Raw genomic sequence first — 17,378 nt, 5'->3', positions numbered from 1 at the left:
TGTGAGGGGCGACTCGCTTCGCCGGGTATGGGAGATGGCATTCGTCGCGGCTGTCCCTCCTGCTTGGGTTAACCCTCTTGTGAGGTGCCGTTGATGCTAGAAATAATCCTTCCGGGCCTTTTGTAAAGTGAAATCTTCATACAAACTTCACATTGCCTTGACCTGCGGAAACACTGCTTTTCTCCGCCCCGAACCCGGCCCGGCCCGCCCCCGGACGGACCCGGGTCGGCCCCGTTCCCGGCGCCCGCTCCGGCCGGATCGGGGAAAGGCCCGGCCCAGGCCCGCCGCCGGCTCGACACCACCACCCGGGCGGCGGTATAGAGGCGCGGGATTTCCCTGTCGGGCCAGGGCCCAACGCCACCGGCCCCCAACCGGACGAGGACAAGGAGCGCCAGCATGAACCAACGTCCCCGCGTGGTCGTTACCCGGATGATTCCCGAGCCCGGCCTGTCCTTACTGCGCGACGTCTGCGACCTGTGGGTCAATCCCGAGGACCGGCCCCTGACCCAAGACGAGCTCTTTAGCCGCATCGCCACGGCCGAAGGGGTCCTCGGCCAGCTGACCGACCGCATCGACGCCGGCTTTTTCGAGGCCGCCCCGAAGCTTCGCGGCTACGCCAACTACGCGGTCGGCTTTGACAACATCGACGTGCCGGAAGCCACCCGGCGGGGCCTGCCCGTGTCCAACACCCCGGACGTCCTGACCACGGCCACGGCCGAAATGGCCTGGGCCCTCCTGTTCGCCGTGGCCCGACGGGTGGTCGAAACCGACGCCCTCCTGCGCTCCGGCGTCTGCCCCGGCTGGGGGCCGCTCAAGTTCCTCGGCCAGGAAGTGACGGGCAAGACCCTTGGCATCTTCGGCCCGGGCCGCATCGGCACGGCCATGGCCCGGATGTCCCGGGGCTTTGCCATGCCGGTGGTCTTCTGCGGCGGCAGGAAGCCCAACCAGGCCCTGGAGCGGGAGCTCGGGGCCACCCGCCTCGACTTCGACGCCTTTCTCCGGACCGCCGACTTCATAAGCATCCACGCCCCTTTAAACGACCAGACCCGCCACGCCTTCGACGCAGACGCCCTCGCCCGCATGAAGCCGACCGCCATCCTGATCAACACCGGCCGCGGCCCGGTCATCGACGAGGCGGCCCTGGTCGGGGCCCTGCGGGAAGGCCGGATCGCCGGCGCCGGGCTCGACGTCTACGAATTCGAACCGCGTCTGGCCGAAGGCCTGGCCGCCCTGCCAAACGTGGTCCTCACCCCGCACATCGGCTCGGCCACCAGCACGGCCCGGGAAGGCATGGCGGTCCTGGCCGCCAAGAACCTGCTGGCCATGCTGGCCGGACAGACCCCGCCGACCTGCCTCAATCCCGAGGTCCTCACCCGGTCGACGGGCGGCCGGTCGTGACGGCCGCCCTCACCCCGCGCGCCAACGCCTGCGGCGGGAGGGTGGCGCACACTGGAAAATATTTCCCTATTTTTTAAAAAAACAATTATTGTAAAATGTTATTCTCCAGAACGCCCGTGCCCGGCCCCGGTCCGGACAGGCCGCCTTCCTGGCCGGGGCCGGCCTGCCGCCTGCTTCCGGCCGCCGTCCTTTTGGCCGTGGCCCTGCTCGCCTTTGCCGGGTACCTGCGCACCGGCCCGACCACCAGCGACGACCTGGTCTACGAAGAGCAGGCCATCACCGGCCGGCTCGGGGATTTCGTGGCCGAGCTGGCGGCGAACGCCGGCCGGTTTCACCACTACCTCCACGTCGGCCTGACGGCCCAGGCCTCCCGCCTGGACAGCCTGCCGGCCCGCAAGGCCCTGTCCCTGGCCGTGTTCCTGGCCGCCATCGGTTCGCTGTCGCTGCTGGTGGCCCGGGTGGCCGCGCTCCCGGCCCTGGGCTGGCTGACCGCCCTTTTTTGCCTGGCCCTTTACCAGGACAACTGGCACCACAACATCCTGTCGTCCTATCCGCTGGTCTTCGACTCAGGGCTCCTCTGCATGGCCTGGGCCGGCTTCTGCCTGTGGCGGCACGGGGCATCGGGCCGGGGAGGGTGGCTCGCGGCCGCCAACCTGCTGGCCTTTGCCGGGTTCTGCCATTACGAGCCCTTTCTCTGCTACATGCCGGTCCTGTGGGGCATCGTCTGGCTGTCCGGCCGGGGCGGGGCGCGCCTGCGGCTTCGGACCATGGCCCTGGCCAGCCTGGCCGTGCCGGTCTACCTGACCCTCTACCTGGGCTTTCGGTTCCTGCACCCCACCCGGTACGCCGGCAACGCCCTGGACCTGGCCCATCCGCTGCGCATCCTGGCGGCCATGGCCGCCTACAGCCAAAGCGCCCTGCCCCTGGGGTCCTTTTCCCTGAACCTCGAATACGTGAACCGGTTTCCGGCCATCACCACCGGGCAGGTCTTCGGCTTCGGCCAATACCTCACCGGGCTGGCCGCCAACTGGCCACGCCTGGCCCCGGCCTGGCTGGCCCTGGCCGTCCTCGCCGGCGGGCTGACCTACCACTGCCTGACCGCGGGAAACGGCCGGCCGCGTTTCCGCTGGCTGCCGGCGCTGCTGGCGGTCTACGCGGTCTATGGCCCGAATTTCCTGGTCGCCCTGTCGCCCGACTACCAGGAGCCGACCACGCGCGGCATCGACTGGTACGTCACCTCCACCTTTTCGGGCTATGCCGTGGCCGTGCTCCTGGCCCTGGCCGGGCTGTGGCTGACCGGGCGGCTGGCCGGCCGGCCCGGTCTGGGACGGACCGTGGCCGGGGGGCTGGCCGTCCTGGTCGCGGCCACAACCCTCGTCAACGCCTCGGTCAACGCCTCGGTCCTCGAAAGCAAAGTGGCCTCGGCTTCGCGGTGGCGGGCGGCGGCCCTGCTCGCCAAAAGCCCGGCCCTGGCCCAAATGCCGGAGGGCGCAGTCCTCGTGGCTCCGGACCTCTTTGCCCCGGTCAACGTGGAGCTGACCGGCCCGGGCTACTGGGAGGCCTTCCTGGCCCGGCGCAGCGGCCGCCACGTCCGGGTGGTGGAAGGGCTCGACCCCGGCCACCCGCCCGCGTTGCCCGTCTACGTCCTGCGCCGGCTGTCCGCGCCGACGGCCGAGGAAACCGTCATCGCCCTGGCCCGGGTGTCGCGCCTGGGGCCGCCGCATCCCGACCCCTATGCCGCCCGGCCGGACGCGCCGACGCTCTGGGCCGACCGGGTGGACGTGGTCGTGGACGCCACCAACCGGTTCTTCGATCTCCTGTGCCAGGACGGCCCGTCCTGGCGGGTCCTTCCCGTCAGCGCCGCCGGCCGGCGGGGGCTTGGCGAAACCGTGGTCACGGGCGCGGACATGGCGGTCGGGGCCCTGACCCTGGTGCCGGCCGGGACCCTGGCCCCGGCCCCAGACCCGGTCGGTGGAGGAGCCTCCCTGACCCTGCGCTTCGGCGACGGGTTCACTTTGCCCGAGCGGGCCCTGACCGGCCCCATGGTCTTTGCCGGCAACACCGGCGAAGTGATCCTTCACAATCCGGGCCCGGCCCCGGCCGCCGCCCGGCTGGACTTTGCGCTCATCGCCTTCTCCCCGGTGCGCCTCGCCGTCGCCGGGCCGGGGCTCGACACGGCCATCGCCTCCACGGGCCTGTCCACGCCGATCACCCTCGCCCTGCCCGATCTTCCGGCCGGCACAAGCCGGCTGGTCTTTACGGTCATCCCGCCCGAGGCCGCGCCGGGCAAACGCTTCGGCATCCTCGGGGCCACGCTCACCCCGCAGTCCGGGCCCGCGCCCGCCTTGCCCTAACCCGTCCTTCCCCACCCGCAGTCGACGCCCCGCGGCCCCCTGTTCCACAATATCGGGAACAGCCCCGCCGCCACTCCACGATCCGGGGAACGGATTTGAAGGCATTTCTTTTTTATCCATCCATTTCAAGGCAATACAGAAAAATACCCGGTTGGCACGGCCCATGCTTTAGCTGTGGCAAGACCGGAAGAAAGACAAAAGAACCATCTTCAATAAACGAAAGGGAGACACACCATGATCACCGCCATCACCAATTTCGTCCGCGACGAGGAAGGGGCCACCGCAGTCGAATACGGCCTCATGGTCGCCCTCATCGCCGCCGTCATCGTCGGCGTCGTCACCACCCTCGGCACGACCCTGCAGGGCACCTTCACCAATATCACCACTGCGATCTCCGGCAGCTAGGCCCGGCCACGGCCACGACGGCAACCGGCCGCGCCACGGGTCGCCCTCGGGAAGGGGGGGCGGCCCTTCCTTTTTTGGCGCGGCGGGGAGGCGACCCGCCAGCCGCGCTTTCGCATTGCCCCGGGCCCGGCCTTTTGGCATGGTCGGCACCATGGAAGCACACACCCATCGCGGCATCGATCCCGCCCTGTGCGGCGAGCCCGTCGCCCTCGGCCCGGGCCGGGCGACCGTCCGCCTGACGCTCCTGCCGTCCATGGCCGCCGACGACCGGGGGCTCGTCCACGGCGGCTTCGTGTTCGGCCTGGCCGACTACGCGGCCATGCTGGCGGTCAACGATCCGCTGGTCGTGCTCGGCGCGGCCGAAGTCCGGTTCGTGGCCCCGGCGACCGTGGGCCAGACCGTGACGGCCGAGGCGGTGGAAGAGGAAGGAAGTGGAAAAAAGCGGCTGGTCGCGGTCACGGTCCGGCGGGACGACACGACCGTCCTGACCGGTCGTTTCACCTGCATCGTCCCGGCCCGGCACGTCCTCGATCCCGGGGCCTGACGGTCCGAACCCAGGGGGTTCGTCCCGGGACGGGGACGCCGGCCTCCCGGCCTGCCCGCCCCGGACCCGGCCGAAGCCGCCCCCGCAGCCCGCAAGGAGCGACACCATGAGCTTCACCCTGCGAAAGCCCGCCCCCCTCGGCGCCGAGCCGGAATTCGACTGCATCTTCTGCGACAAGGAGGCCCTGCGGTCCTCCGAAGCCGCGCGCACGGAAACGACCCGCACCGTGGAGGTTTTTTGCCGCCACTGCGGGGCCCGGCAGACCGTGACCACGAAAGTGGGACCGGACGGAAAGAACTGGGAACTGGCCGAGTAGTCCGGCAAAACCGGCCACGGCCCGGCCCGGAAGGGATTACGCCCCGTCGCCGGCCGGCGTCTCCCCGGGGCCGGACCCGGTCTCGCCCCGCCCGGCCCGGACCCGCTTGAGGGCCTCCATCAGGGCGTCGAGATCCACGGGCTTGCTGACATAGTCGTCCATGCCGGCGGCCAGGAACTTCTCGCGGTCCCCGGCCATGGCATAGGCGGTCATGGCGATGATGGGGACCCGGGCCTTTTGCCCCAGGGAGGCGTCGGCCCGGATGGCCCGGGTGGCGGCCACGCCGTCCATGACCGGCATCTGCACGTCCATGAGGACGCAGTCGTACTCGCCCCGGGCCACCATGGCCGTGGCCTTGGCCCCGTCGTCGGCCGTGTCCACGCGGTGGCCGGCCTTTTCGAGCATCCGGGCGAACGAGAGCATGCTGACGGCGTCGTCCTCGGCCAAAAGCAGGCGCAGGCCCGGCCCGGCCTCGGCCCTGTCCCCGGCCGGCGCGGCCGGCGGCGCGGGCACGGCCACCCGGCGAAGCGGCAGGGAAACATACATGATCGTCCCGCGGCCCTCCTCGCTGTCCACAGCCAGTTCCCCGCCCATGAGCCCGACCAGCCGGCGCACGATGGAAAGCCCGAGCCCGGCCCCGCCGAACCGGCGCACGTAGACCCCCTCCACCTGGCCGAAGGGCTCGAAGATGGCCGCGAGCTGGTCGTCGGGGATGCCGATGCCGGTGTCGGCCACGGTGACGAGCACCCGGAAAGCCGCGTCGAAACGGCGGGAGGCGGGGCCGATCTCCAGGGTCACCTGGCCCTGGTCCGTGAATTTGACCGCGTTGCCGACCAGATTAAAAAGGATCTGGCGCAGCCGCACCTCGTCGCCCACGATTTTCTCCGGCAGGCTCTCGTCCAGGAAAACCGACAAGGCCACGCCCTTGTCCCGGGCCGGCAGGGCGAACAGGTCCAGCACCGCCGCCCGCAGGTCGGCCGGGGCGCACGGCGCCTCGCGGATGGTCAGCCGGCCGGATTCGACCAGGGACAGGTCGAGGATGTCGGACAAGAGCCTGGTCAGGCGCTGGGACGACTTGACCGCCAGGTCGGCGTATTCCTTCTGCTCGGAATCGAGCGCCGTGGTCTGCATGAGCTGGAGCATGCCGAGCACCCCGTTTAAGGGGGTGCGGATCTCGTGGCTCATGTTGGCCAAAAACTCCGACTTGGACAGGCTGGCCGCCTCGGCCGCCTGCTTGGCGGCCACCAGCCGGCGCTCGGCCCGCAGCCGCTCGATGAGCTGGGCGCAGGTCTCGACCAGGGGCCGGATGGAGGCCGCGAGCCTGTTGTCGTAGCCTTCCGGCCGGTTGGCCAGGCCGATGGAGCCCATGCATTCCCGGCCGTGGAACATGGGCAGGCCGAGGAAGTTGTCGAGAGCCGGGTGCCCGTCCGGGCGATGGCCCGAGGCGCGGGGGTCCTCGCCGGGCCGGTTGGCGATGACCGGCCCGCCGCTGGCCACCGCCGCCCCGTGGAGCCCGTCCATGGCGTGCGTCATGAGGCCCGACGGCGCGTACTGTGCGTAGAACCGGGGCGTGCCCGCCTCCCAGGCCAGGTTGGAGATGGCCAGGAACTGCTGGAAGGGCCGGCCCTTGTCGTCGGTTTCGAGCTCGGCGATGAAGCCGTAGCTACTGTCGGTCAGGCGCAGGAGCTCGCCGAGAGCCGTGCCGAAGATGACCGCCGGGGACAAGCCCGACACGTAGGTGTCGCGCACCCGGGCCACGGCCTCGGCCATGTCCGTGCGCCGCTTCGTTTCCTCGGCCACGCGCCGGCGCTCGGAAATGTCCCGGGCGAAGACCAGGCTGCCCGGGCCGCCCTGGTATTCGAACGGCGCGGCCACGGCCTCGACCGGGACGCTCGTGCCGTCCAGGCGCAGGTAGGCGAGCTCGATGCTCGGCAGCGTGGCCCGCTCCTCGTTGGCCATCCGGATGCGCTTGCGCACGGCCTCCCGCGAATCCGGATGCACGTGCGACACGATGTCCTCGCCGAGAAGCTCCTCGGCCGAGGTCGCGCCGAAAAGCCGGACCGTCGCCGGATTGACGTAGGCGAACCGCCCCCCGGACTGGATGATGATGGCGTCGGGCGCCAGGTCCACCAGCTGGCGCAGCCGCTGTTCGCTCTTGGCCAGGGCCTCTTCGGCCTTTTTGCGGGCCGTCATGTCCATGCCGTAGATGTTGGCGTAGCCCCGGACCGGGACCGGACAGACGGCAAAAACAAACATCCGCTCCCCGACGGCGGCTTCGAACTGGGTGACTCCCCCGGAGGCGAAGGCTTCGCGCACGGCCGGCCGGTAGGCTTCGGGAAAGGTCTCGCCCTCACCGCTGCCGCTGTGCCGCAAGAACTCCCGGCTGGCCGTATTGGCCTGGGAAACGGCCATGTCCGCGCCCACCCGGAAAACCGGATTGGGATTTTCGCTCGGGAACCGGGCCATGTCGCGCACGGCCTCCTCGGCCTTTTTGCGCTCCGTGATGTCGAGGGCGTAGGCCACCCGGGAGGCCGGCTTCCCGGCCGCGTCCCGCAGCACGGTCACCTCCACCAGGACCGGCATGCGGCTGCCGTCCTTGCGCAGGTGCTCGGTTTCGATCACGCCGTGGCCGGTGGCGTCAAAGCCCTGGATGGCCGCCTGGACCCGCTGGCGCGTCTCGGGCGGGAACAGCACCGAGAGCGGACGCCCGGCCAGTTCCTCGGGCGTGTAGCCCCGGTCCCGGGCAAAGGCCCGGTTGACTTCGATGAAGGTGTTGTCGGCCGCGTCGACGTGGGCCAGGCCGAACTCCGCGGCCTCGAACACCCGGCTCCAGCGCCGGGCCTGCGCCTCCAGGCGGTTTTGCTCGGTGACGTCGTTGGCCACCTCCAGGATGGACAGGGGCCGGCCGGCCGGATCGCGATTGAGCAGCCAGGTCACGGCCAGGTCTTTGGGCCGGCCGTCCCTGGTCCGCTTGCGCAACTGCCCGGACCACCGGCCGTCCTCGAGGAAGCGTTCCATGATGGCCGCTTGCGGTTCGGGGTATTCGGTTCCGAGCAGTTCGGAAGAAATCCGCCCCACCGCCTCCTCGCGGGTCCAGCCGAAGAGGCGCTGGCAGCCTTCCGTCCAGAAGAGGATGCGGTTGTCGAGGTCGCGGACCATGACGTTGGTCAGGTCGAGGAGCCGGGCCTGCTCCCGAAGCTCCTCGGTACGGCGGTCGACCAGGGCCTCGAGTTCCGCCTTGCCGCGCCGCAGCACGGCTTCGGCATCCTTGAGCATGGTGATGTCGGTAAACGTCAGCACCACCCCGGCCACAACACCGGAAGGCTCGCGGAAGGGGAAGGCCCGCTCCAGGAACCAGCGGCCGTCCTCGGCCCTAAACTCCCGTTCCACCACGGCGCCGTGGTCGAGCACCCGCCGGCAGTCGTCCAGAAGGTGGTCCGCGGCGAAGGTGGTCTTGACCTGCTCCACAGGCCGGCCGGCGTCCGTCGCAATCAGGTGGAAAAGCCCGAGGGCCGCCGGAGTGAACCGGACCACGGCCAGGGACTGGTCGAGGACGACCGTGGCCAGGTGGGTGGCGGCGAGCAGGTTCTCCACGAAGGTCCGGGCCGTGGCCACCTCCTCGATCCTGGCCTGGAGCTCGGTGTTCAAGGAACTGAGTTCCTCGTTTAACGACTGCAGCTCCTCCCGGGAGGCCTCCATCTCCTCGTTGGAGGACTGGAGTTCCTCGTTCATGCTGACGAGTTCCTCGTTGGAGGCCTTGAGTTCCTCGGTCAGGGTCTCGTAGCCGGCCACGGACCGTTCGAGCTGGTCGCCGAGCAGGTCGAGTTCCGCCTCGTAGCGGGCCACGAGGTCGGCCTCGTTCTCGCATTGCCGGACCAGGCTGTCCCGTTCCGGGGCATCGGGCGCGACCTTCTCGAAGACCACCAGCACGTAGGCGGTCTGGCCCCGGGCGTCGGGCACCGGGATGGCCCGGAGTTCGACCGGGGCCGCCCCGGCCCCGTCCAGGGGCAGCAGGCCGCTTGCGTGCTCATGGCCGTCGGCCAGGGCCGCGTCCATGAGCCGCCGCAAATGGGGCCGCAGGGCCTTGCGGGCAAGCTTGCGCACGGTCAGGCTCGGCGCGCCGCTGCCGAATTCCAGGTAGGGGTTGGTGTCCCCGATCAGGCGCAACACCCGGCCGTCCCGGTCGATCAGGACGGCCGGATGGCCGTAGCGGGCCAAGAGCAGGGTTTCGGCCATCTCCTTGGGGTCGGGGCCCGCCTGGAGGAAACGGGACGGCAGCGAGGGAAAATCCAGGCGCGGCAGGGGGGCACGCCTGGCCGGCAGGTCGGGAACGCCGGGGGCCGTGGCCTTGCGCCGGAAAAGCCGCCATTTCTTGTCCACGGTCTCGAAACGCGAGGCCCCCTCGCTGATGGCCTCGGCCGGCCCGAGCAGCAGGTACCCGCCCGGGCGCAGGGCATGGGAGAAAAGCGAAATGACCTTGGCCTGGATATCGGCGTTCAGGTAAATGAGGAAGTTGCGGCATACGACCAGGTCCATGCCGAGAAACGGCGGGTCGCGCAGCAGGTCGTGGACCGCGAAGACGATGTTTTCCCGCAGGTCCGGGGCGACGGCGCATTTCTCCCCGTGGCACCGGAACCAGGCAGCAAGCCGTTTTTTCCCCATGGTCGCGGCCGAGGCGAGGGGATAGACGCCTTTTCGGGCCACATCCAGGGCGGCGGTGTCGATGTCCGTGGCAAAGATCTTGACCGGCGGGGCCAGCCCCGCTTTCTCGCCGCACTCGGCCAGGAGCATGGCCACGGAATAGGCCTCCTCGCCCGTGGCGCAGCAGGCGACCCAGGCCCGCAGGGGCGCCCCGGGCCCCAGCTCCCGGAATATGGCCGGCAGCGCCTTTTCGGCCAGGAGGGCGAAGGCCTGCTCGTCGCGGAAAAAGGCGGTGACCCCGATCAGGAGGTCGCCGAAAAGACGGGTCCGCTCCGCGCCGTCGGCCGCCAGCCGATCGGCGTAGCCGGAAAGGTCGCTGACGCCGGCCAGGAGCATGCGCTTGTGGATGCGCCGCAGCACCGTGCTGGTCTTGTAGCCGCCGAGATCGTGGCCCGTATGTTCGAGCAAAAGCGACAGGACCCGGTCCAGGGCGGCGCAGTCCGCGGCCCGCCGGGCCTGGGCGGGATCGTCCGGCAGCGGGCAGTCCTCCCTGGGCACGGCCCTGACCAGGGCCTCGACCATGGATTCCACGGGCATGACCATGTCGGCCACGCCCGTGCGCAGGGCCGAGAGAGGCATGCTGTCATGCAGGGCGGTGTCCGGACTCTGGACCATGACCAGGCCGCCGGCGGCGTTGATGTCGCGCACCCCGAGGGCCCCGTCCGACCCCGCTCCGGACAGGACGATGCCGATGGCGTCGGGCCCCCTGTCCCGGGCCAGGGACGCCATGAACCGGTCTACGGGATGGTGGGGCTGGCCGGCCGGGCGCTCGGTCAGGAGCAGCACGCCGTCCTGGATGGACGCGTCCCAGCCCGACGGCAGGACGTAGACCAGGCCGGGCTCGGCCACGTCGCTTCCGGACAGCTCGCGCACCGGCAGCCGGGAAATCCCGGCCAGCACCTGGGCCAGATGGCTTTTCACATCGGCGGGGGTATGGGTGATGACCACCAGGGCGGCCCTGAATCCTTGCGGCAGGCCTCCCAGCAGCGCGGTCAGCGCCGGCAGCCCGCCGGACGAGGCGCCAATGGCCACGACCGGAAAATCGGCCCGTTCCGGGATCTCCGGCTGAACCGGAACAGGGGTCTCGTGCTCCATTGGCGCTCCCGTATCGGGCAAAGGGGCCTTCCGGCGGCGGGCGGCCGGAGGGCTCGGGAACCGGCGGCGGGCGCCGGCCCGGACAGAAGATGCATTCGGCGACACGTAGCATTATGGCCACGGCCGGGCAACAAGACCAGGATCTTCCGCAACGGTTTTCCCGTCCAGGCGAAGCATTTTCCTGTGGCCGAAGGGGCAAAGCCGCGGCGCCTCAACGGCCTTCGCCGCCGCCCGCATGGTCCGGGTCGTCCTCCCCGCCCGCTCCCGGAGACGGCCGGCGGGCGGCCTGGAAGAAAACCAGCGCCGCGAGCACGCTTCCCACGGCCACCACCACGGCCAGCCGCCGCCCACGGCGCAGGCTGTCCAGAAAGCGCAGCACCGCGTCGGCCAGAACCAACCCCTTGCCGCCGTAGGCCTCCATCTGCCGGGCATACTGCTTGGTGTCCTCCAGGCGGCGGGGATAGGCCACGCCGTCGATGACCTCGTAGCCGAGGGCGTCCTCGGAGGGCTGCGGCGCCCGGACGTACAGCCCGGCCGCCAGGGCAAGCCCGGACAGCAGCACCAGCCAGCCGAGGCCGCGCCAGACGTTTCGCCGGTCGAACGGAAATCCCGCCACGGTCGTTTCCTCCCTGGGCCGACGGCCCGGCCGGCCCGTGGTTCGCGGGCGGCGGGCTTTTTCCGGCCCGGCGCAACGGGCCGGCCCGTTCGTGGAAAAATCGGCCCGGCGCGCCGTCCGCGCATTCCTCCAAACGCCGAGTGTCCATGCTCCGATCCGTGTTCGTCAAGTCCTCGGACCTCCAGACCGTCAGGGGTACGACCAGGCCGACGCGGCCCTGTGCAAGGCCCGGGCGGCCACGGGCTTCGACGGCCTGGTGGCCCCGTTCACGGCCCCGTGACGACCGCTATTTCGCCTTCTTGTGGCCACTGTCCTTGGCCGCGTGGCCCTTGGTTTCGTGGCCCTTGGTCTCGTGGCTTTTGCTTTCATGCCCCTTGGCCGCCTTGCCCTTGGGCTCGTGCATCATGGACTTGAAAATGGACGTGACGTAGGCGTAGTAGTCCTTCGACGTGCCTTCCTCCTTGGCCTTTTCCTTGGCCTCGTCCCACTTCTTTTCGGCCTCTTCGATGGACATGTCGTGCTCTTCGGCCAGTTTCCTGACGTATTCGGTCGGCATCATCCCGCTCCTTTCGGTTTCGCGGCCATTTTCCGGCGCGGCGGCCAAAGGACGCCCGTTGCGCCGCCTACGGCGCCGAAACGTTTCATGCGGCGCGCCCGGACCGCCCCGGCGGGAGTCCGAGCCTTGCCAGCCTAGCACAGGTTTGGCGCCAGTCAACGGCCTTTGGCCAGGACCCCTGGGCAACACCCGCGCGGGAGGACCGCCTGCCCCGCCATGGTCGCGTCATCACCCACGCCGGGAACCGCCATCCCGCCCGTGCCCGGCGACGGGGGCGTGTGGACAAAAGTAAAAAGGCCGGGAGGTTATCCCGGCCTTTGCCTTCGAGGGTTGCCGCCCCTCCCGCCTTTCGTCCGCCATCTTCCGGCCAGGCCAGGGGCAAAACCGCCGACGCCTTCCGCCGGTTCCGGCGAGGGGCGCCCTGCCTCAGCCCACCTTGACGAAGCCCTGGTTGCCGCCGAGGCCATCGGTCCCGTACATGTATTGCAGGGCAGCGATGTCATAGGGGCCGTAGATGGAAGAACTGACGCTGTACCATGTATCGCTTGGGGCCGTGTACGACATGACGGTGTAATTGTTGTTATCCTGCGCCGTCGGAAGCTGGACGCTGCCTTGGAAGGGATGCTTCATGTCGAGGGCGTGGCCCAACTCGTGCTCGATCAATTCATGGTCCCCCGTGCCGGACCGGAGATCTGCCGTCGTGCTGTACGTGCTGTTGACGGCCACCGTGATCTTATACCTCTGGGTTCCGGCATCCGCCAATCCCGCGACATCGTTTCCGATGTCGCTCCCGAACATGTAGATGTTGGCCAGATTGGCGTCGGTCGTCTCCACGAACGTGATGCCCGTTATTTTCGACAATTCCGTCAGGGCCTCCACGGCCCCAGCTTTCTGGTTCTGATTGAATCCGGCGAATTGGGACAGGTTGGCCGCGGAAAAGCCCTGGCTTTGGACAGTGTCCGCCGAGGTGGGAAACATATAGTACAGGGTATTGCTTTGCGTCGAGGCGAGATCATTCCAGTTCCAACTCGTCGGCTGTTCGAACAGCCAGGCCGTTGTCGTCACCAAACTATCGACCCTGTTGTCATTGGAAGCCGCGATGGCATCGGCATTCGTGTACGTCACCTTGAGCGAGGCAAAATTGGTGGTCGGAAAGACGTCCTCGGAAGCACCATACAAGGCATAATGTGTGATCGGATCAATGTCCGACTGCTGGAAAACGCTCTCGACCTGGGTGCTTGTCCAGGTCGAGCCCGTCGTCGCCGTCAATTGGCTGGCCTTGGAACTATAATAGGAACTCGTATCGAACAGATCGGAGGGATTCACATCCTCGAATGCGCCATACTTTTCGTAATGCTGCAATGGCGTCAAGCCAACCGACTGAAAAACAGCATCAACAGACGAGGCCGTCCAATTCGTTATACCATTCACCGCATGCGCATTGTTATAAGAAGCCTTGTTTGTCTCGTACTGACTGGCATTGAAATAAACACTTTGATCGTATTCCAAGAGACTCGCGTACGTCGTCGCCATTTCATCACCCCCGGGTCTTTTTTAGAGTGCCTGCCACTGCGGCATGCACAGCCATGGAAATCAACTGGGTTCTGTCACGTATCGTCGCCCCAATCCGCGCCCGCTCCCCAATCAAGAATCGTTCCCGCAGCGTGCCACGATCCGGCAGCGGCCGCCCGCTTCCGGCATTTCCGCAAAAATCACACCGCACGGAAGACCGCCTGCGCTACTCCGGCTGCAATCGGAACACACGAAAGTCACTTCCCGGACGGGAAATATCCCTCAAGATCGAATTGCCAGAAAAATACCATCCCTTTCCTTTCTTTGACAAGGCTTCCGGCGTCTCCCGGAAAATTATTGCGCCGGCTGCCTGCCCTCTCCCTCGACAGTCCAACCCAACGCCTCCCCACCAGGGCCCCACAAAAAAACGACTCGCCGGGTTGCAACCCGTACGACAAAGGCAACGCCGTCAGACTCGTCCGGGAGAGGCCATGAAGCCCTGCCCCACGATGCGGGCAATACATAACGGAAAGACAAGAGCGGAAACACACGGGAGAAAGGGGAGACAAGGGCGCGACCGGCCGCCTGGAACCCTGCCCCGGTCCGTACCAGCAAAACGGACCAGCAGTTCGTACCCGTTGCCCAAATGATGGATTGCGCGGTGAAAACCGCCCTGACGGGCGGCCCTTCCGGCGAAAAAAAGCAAAAAGGCCGGGAAGTTACTCCCAGCCTGTGCTTGCTTGTGGTGCCGAAGGGGAGACTCGAACTCCCACCCCCTTGCGAGGACTAGACCCTGAACCTAGCGTGTCTACCAATTCCACCACTTCGGCGGCGCGGTGCAGAAGAAGGCTTCTACGCAAACGGACCCGGCTTGGCAAGAGAAAAATCGCCCGGCCCGCGATTTTTTCAAACCGACCCACAGGAACCCCCGGTTGAAGCCGGTCCTCTTTTGGGATAGCAACAAAGGCCCGTGGGCGAACGTCTGCCACCAGCGCCCGCCGGACCAACCACACCCATGATTGTCGTCACCCGCGTCGAGGATATCCACGAAGCCCTAAACGGCGTCTGCCTGACCATCGGCAACTTCGACGGCGTGCACATGGGCCACGTGAAGCTCCTCCAGCGCGTGCGCGACCGGGCGGCCGCCGCTTCGCTCGTCAGCGCCGCCCTGACCTTCGATCCCCATCCCCGCCGGGTGCTGCTCGGCAACGCCGCCCCGCCGGCCATCACCTCGACCGAGCACAAGCTCGAATGCATCGAGGCGGTCGGCATCCAGGTGGCGGTCGTCCTGCCCTTCACCCGGGAGCTGGCCGCCCGGGAGCCGGAAGACTTCGTGCGCGAAATCCTGGTCGAGGGCCTTTCGCTCAGGCAACTCGTCATCGGTTACGACTACGCCTTCGGCAAGGGGCGAAAGGGCAATTTCGAGCTCCTCTCGGCCCTGGGCCAGAAATACGGCTTCGGGGTCGAACGCCTGGACCCGGTCATCATAAACGGCGCCGTCGTCTCCTCCACCCGCATCCGGGACATGGTGCAAGCCGGCCAGGTCTGGGACGCGAGGCCGCTCCTTGGCCGGTTCCACCAGGTGCGCGGCACCGTGGCCCACGGCCAGAAGCGCGGCCGCAAGCTCGGCTTCCCCACGGCCAACCTGGCCCTTCGCGACGAGCTGGTGCCGCTCTCCGGCGTCTACGCCGTCTGGGTCGAGGTCGAGGGCTCCATCCGGCCGGGCGTGGCCAACATCGGCAGAAACCCGACCTTCGGGGAGTTCGAGATGGCCGTCGAGGCCCACATCCTCGATTACAAGGGCAAGATCTACGGCGAGCCGATCCGGGTCCACTTCGTCCAGCGCATCCGCTCGGAAAAGAAGTTCTCCGGCCCGGACGAACTCATCACCCGCATCCGGGAAGACGTGGGCCTGGCCCGCATGATCCTGGCCGCGCCGGACGCCCGGCCCTGACCGCCCGCGCCCCATGGCCGCCCCGCCCGAAAAGCCCGAGCCGGGCCAACCCGCCCCGGCGCCGCCTGCGGCCGCCCCGAAGCGCGGACGGCCGACGATCTTCCGCCAGCCGGCCCTTTTCTTCAAGCGCCTCACCCGGCGCTACATCCGGGTGGCCCTGGTGCGGTGGCTGGTCCTCGGCGTGGTGGCTGGCCTCGGGTCGGGCCTGCTGGCCATCCTGTTCTACCTCGGCCTCGAATCGCTTGGCCACCTGCTCCTGACGCATCTGGCCGGCCTGACCCTGCCCCACCCGTCCGGGGAATCCTTGGTCCTCGCCGAACCCGGGCCCTACCGGCCCTGGCTCATCCCGGTCTTCACCACGGCGGTCGGCCTTGTGACCGGCCTCCTCATCACCCGGTTCATCCCCGAGGCCATGGACGGCGCCACCGACGGCACCGACGCCATGATCAAGGCCTTTCACAAGAAGGCCGGCGTCATAAGGCCGCTGGTGCCGCTGCTCAAGGGCGTCACAGCCATCGCCACCATCGCCTCCGGCGGCAGCGCCGGCCAGGAAGGCCCCATCTCCCAGCTCGGGGCGGGCCTCGGCTCGTTTCTGGCCCAGAAGCTGGGGCTTACCGCCCGGCAGCGCCGCATCCTGCTTTTGGCCGGGGCGGCCGGCGGACTCGGGGCCATTTTCCGGGCCCCCCTCGGCGGGGCCATCACGGCCGTGGAAGTCCTCTATTCCGAGGATTTCGAGGCCGAGGCCCTGCTCCCTGCCGTGGTCTCGGCCGTGGTGGCCTACACGCTGTTCACCTTTTTTTTCGGCACGGATGCCATCCTGCGCACCCCGCAGTACGTCTTCAAAAGCCCGCTGGAGCTGCCCTTCTACCTGGTCCTGGCCGTGGTGGTCTCGCTTGGTGCCCGATTTTTCCTGCGCACGTTCTTTTTTTTCAAGTTCCAGGTCTTCGGCAGAATCCAGGCGCGTTTCGGCCTGACCCCCTCCATGGTCCTCGGCGGCCTCGGCATGGGGCTTTTCGGCATGGTCTATCCGCAGTTTCTGGGCGGCGGGTACGGCTGGCTGGAGCTGTCGGTCAACGGCCAGCTCGGGCTCGGGTTCCTGGCCGGGCTTTTTTGCGGCAAGGTCCTGGCCACCTCGCTGACCATCGGCTCCGGCCTGTCCGGCGGCATGTTCGCGCCGGCCCTTTTTCTCGGCGGCGCGGCCGGCGGCATGGTCGGCCAGGCCGGGCACTGGCTGCGGCCGGACATCGTCACCCAGCCCGGCGGCTACACCATGGTCGGCATGGCCACCTTTTTCGCGGGCGTGGCCCACGCCCCCATCGGGCCGCTGATCATGGTCTGCGAGATCACCCAGGGCTATGGGCTCCTGGCCCCGCTCATGCTCTGCTCGGCCGTGGCCCTCGTCCTTTGCGACGACATCCACCTCTACGAGAACCAGGAGGACAACAAGTTCACCTCCCCGGCCCACGTGGCCGACGCCACCACCAACATCCTGGAGGCCGTGCCCGTCGCGAGCGTCTTCGTGCCGGGCCGGTCCACCATCCTCGAGGAGGGCGTGACCCTCAAGGCCCTGGCCGACATCATCGCCGGCACGAGCGAACTGGTCTTCCCGGTCAAAAACGACGCCGACAAGCTGACCGGCATCCTGGCCGTGCAGGACGTGCGAAACGTCCTGTTCGAGGCTTCCCTCCACGATCTGGTCCTGGTCCGGGACCTCATGCGCCAGCCCGTGGCCGTCAATCCCGACATGTCGCTCTACGATGCGCTCATGCTTTTTATCGAGACCGACCTCAGCCAGCTGCCCGTGGTGGCCCAGGACCAGCCCGACACGGTGCTCGGCATGCTGAGTCGGCAACACGTCTTCAGGGCCTACTCCGCCACGCTCAAGGATCTGAAGAAAGAACAATGACCGTGCGGCAGGCCGGCCGGC

General features: G+C 68.2%; 11 protein-coding genes and 1 tRNA gene. 7 read left to right on the top strand and 5 right to left on the bottom strand.

All coding sequences use genetic code 11. From position 1 onward, the window contains the following. Positions 1–396: 396 nt before the first annotated feature. From DFW101_RS13870 to DFW101_RS13850, 5 genes are all read left to right on the top strand, one after another. Complete coding sequence (locus DFW101_RS13870; protein WP_009182152.1) at positions 397–1,398, top strand: 2-hydroxyacid dehydrogenase; 1,002 nt, start codon at positions 397–399, stop codon at positions 1,396–1,398. Positions 1,399–1,493: 95 nt separating this feature from the next. Next, positions 1,494–3,752, top strand: coding sequence for a hypothetical protein (locus DFW101_RS13865; RefSeq protein WP_009182151.1), 2,259 nt, complete (start codon positions 1,494–1,496; stop codon positions 3,750–3,752). Positions 3,753–3,986: 234 nt separating this feature from the next. Continuing rightward, the gene (locus tag DFW101_RS13860; protein WP_009182150.1) at positions 3,987–4,157 is read left to right on the top strand and encodes a Flp family type IVb pilin; all 171 of its coding nucleotides are present in this window, start codon (positions 3,987–3,989) and stop codon (positions 4,155–4,157) included. A gap of 151 nt (positions 4,158–4,308) precedes the next feature. Continuing rightward, the gene (locus tag DFW101_RS13855; protein WP_043643374.1) at positions 4,309–4,701 is read left to right on the top strand and encodes a PaaI family thioesterase; all 393 of its coding nucleotides are present in this window, start codon (positions 4,309–4,311) and stop codon (positions 4,699–4,701) included. Positions 4,702–4,807: 106 nt separating this feature from the next. Further along, the gene (locus DFW101_RS13850; protein WP_009182148.1) at positions 4,808–5,017 is read left to right on the top strand and encodes a hypothetical protein; all 210 of its coding nucleotides are present in this window, start codon (positions 4,808–4,810) and stop codon (positions 5,015–5,017) included. Between the two features lie 36 nt (positions 5,018–5,053). Here the strand turns inward: DFW101_RS13850 and DFW101_RS13845 are convergent, their stop codons facing one another. From DFW101_RS13845 to DFW101_RS13825, 5 genes are all read right to left on the bottom strand, one after another. Then, complete coding sequence (locus DFW101_RS13845) at positions 5,054–10,813, bottom strand: PAS domain S-box protein (protein WP_009182147.1); 5,760 nt, start codon at positions 10,811–10,813, stop codon at positions 5,054–5,056. 211 nt (positions 10,814–11,024) lie between these two features. Further along, a complete protein-coding gene (locus tag DFW101_RS13840; protein ID WP_043642922.1) occupies positions 11,025–11,429 on the bottom strand; it encodes a hypothetical protein in 405 nt (134 codons plus the stop codon). A 286-nt stretch (positions 11,430–11,715) separates the two neighbouring features. Then, positions 11,716–11,988: a hypothetical protein gene (locus DFW101_RS13835; protein ID WP_043642919.1), complete on the bottom strand. Its 273-nt coding sequence runs from the start codon at positions 11,986–11,988 to the stop codon at positions 11,716–11,718. 423 nt (positions 11,989–12,411) lie between these two features. Further along, positions 12,412–13,518 carry a zinc metalloprotease gene (locus DFW101_RS13830; RefSeq protein WP_009182145.1) on the bottom strand — a complete coding sequence of 369 codons (1,107 nt, stop codon included), beginning with the start codon at positions 13,516–13,518 and terminating at the stop codon, positions 12,412–12,414. A 722-nt stretch (positions 13,519–14,240) separates the two neighbouring features. Further along, positions 14,241–14,327: transfer RNA gene (locus DFW101_RS13825), tRNA-Leu, on the bottom strand. A 185-nt stretch (positions 14,328–14,512) separates the two neighbouring features. Here DFW101_RS13825 and DFW101_RS13820 point away from each other — a divergent pair. Continuing rightward, positions 14,513–15,451 carry a bifunctional riboflavin kinase/FAD synthetase gene (locus tag DFW101_RS13820; protein ID WP_009182144.1) on the top strand — a complete coding sequence of 313 codons (939 nt, stop codon included), beginning with the start codon at positions 14,513–14,515 and terminating at the stop codon, positions 15,449–15,451. Between the two features lie 13 nt (positions 15,452–15,464). Beyond that, the gene (locus DFW101_RS13815) at positions 15,465–17,357 is read left to right on the top strand and encodes a chloride channel protein (RefSeq protein ID WP_009182143.1); all 1,893 of its coding nucleotides are present in this window, start codon (positions 15,465–15,467) and stop codon (positions 17,355–17,357) included. The last annotated feature ends 21 nt before the right edge of the window (positions 17,358–17,378 follow it).

This window comes from Solidesulfovibrio carbinoliphilus subsp. oakridgensis, assembly GCF_000177215.2.
Taxonomy (GTDB): domain Bacteria; phylum Desulfobacterota; class Desulfovibrionia; order Desulfovibrionales; family Desulfovibrionaceae; genus Solidesulfovibrio; species Solidesulfovibrio carbinoliphilus.
The sequence above is the reverse complement of the archived record's forward strand: the minus strand, read 5'-3'. Positions and strand labels throughout refer to the sequence as shown.

What these genes read in the sequence shown, in the direction of transcription:
- DFW101_RS13850 (WP_009182148.1), top strand. Translation starts at nt 4,808, where the DNA reads ATGAGCTTCACCCTGCGAAAGCCCGCCCCCCTCGGCGCCGAGCCGGAA.
- DFW101_RS13820 (WP_009182144.1), top strand. Translation starts at nt 14,513, where the DNA reads ATGATTGTCGTCACCCGCGTCGAGGATATCCACGAAGCCCTAAACGGC.
- DFW101_RS13835 (WP_043642919.1), bottom strand. Translation starts at nt 11,988, where the DNA reads ATGATGCCGACCGAATACGTCAGGAAACTGGCCGAAGAGCACGACATG.
- DFW101_RS13845 (WP_009182147.1), bottom strand. Translation starts at nt 10,813, where the DNA reads ATGGAGCACGAGACCCCTGTTCCGGTTCAGCCGGAGATCCCGGAACGG.
- DFW101_RS13865 (WP_009182151.1), top strand. Translation starts at nt 1,494, where the DNA reads ATGTTATTCTCCAGAACGCCCGTGCCCGGCCCCGGTCCGGACAGGCCG.
- DFW101_RS13860 (WP_009182150.1), top strand. Translation starts at nt 3,987, where the DNA reads ATGATCACCGCCATCACCAATTTCGTCCGCGACGAGGAAGGGGCCACC.
- DFW101_RS13870 (WP_009182152.1), top strand. Translation starts at nt 397, where the DNA reads ATGAACCAACGTCCCCGCGTGGTCGTTACCCGGATGATTCCCGAGCCC.
- DFW101_RS13830 (WP_009182145.1), bottom strand. Translation starts at nt 13,518, where the DNA reads ATGGCGACGACGTACGCGAGTCTCTTGGAATACGATCAAAGTGTTTAT.
- DFW101_RS13855 (WP_043643374.1), top strand. Translation starts at nt 4,309, where the DNA reads ATGGAAGCACACACCCATCGCGGCATCGATCCCGCCCTGTGCGGCGAG.
- DFW101_RS13815 (WP_009182143.1), top strand. Translation starts at nt 15,465, where the DNA reads ATGGCCGCCCCGCCCGAAAAGCCCGAGCCGGGCCAACCCGCCCCGGCG.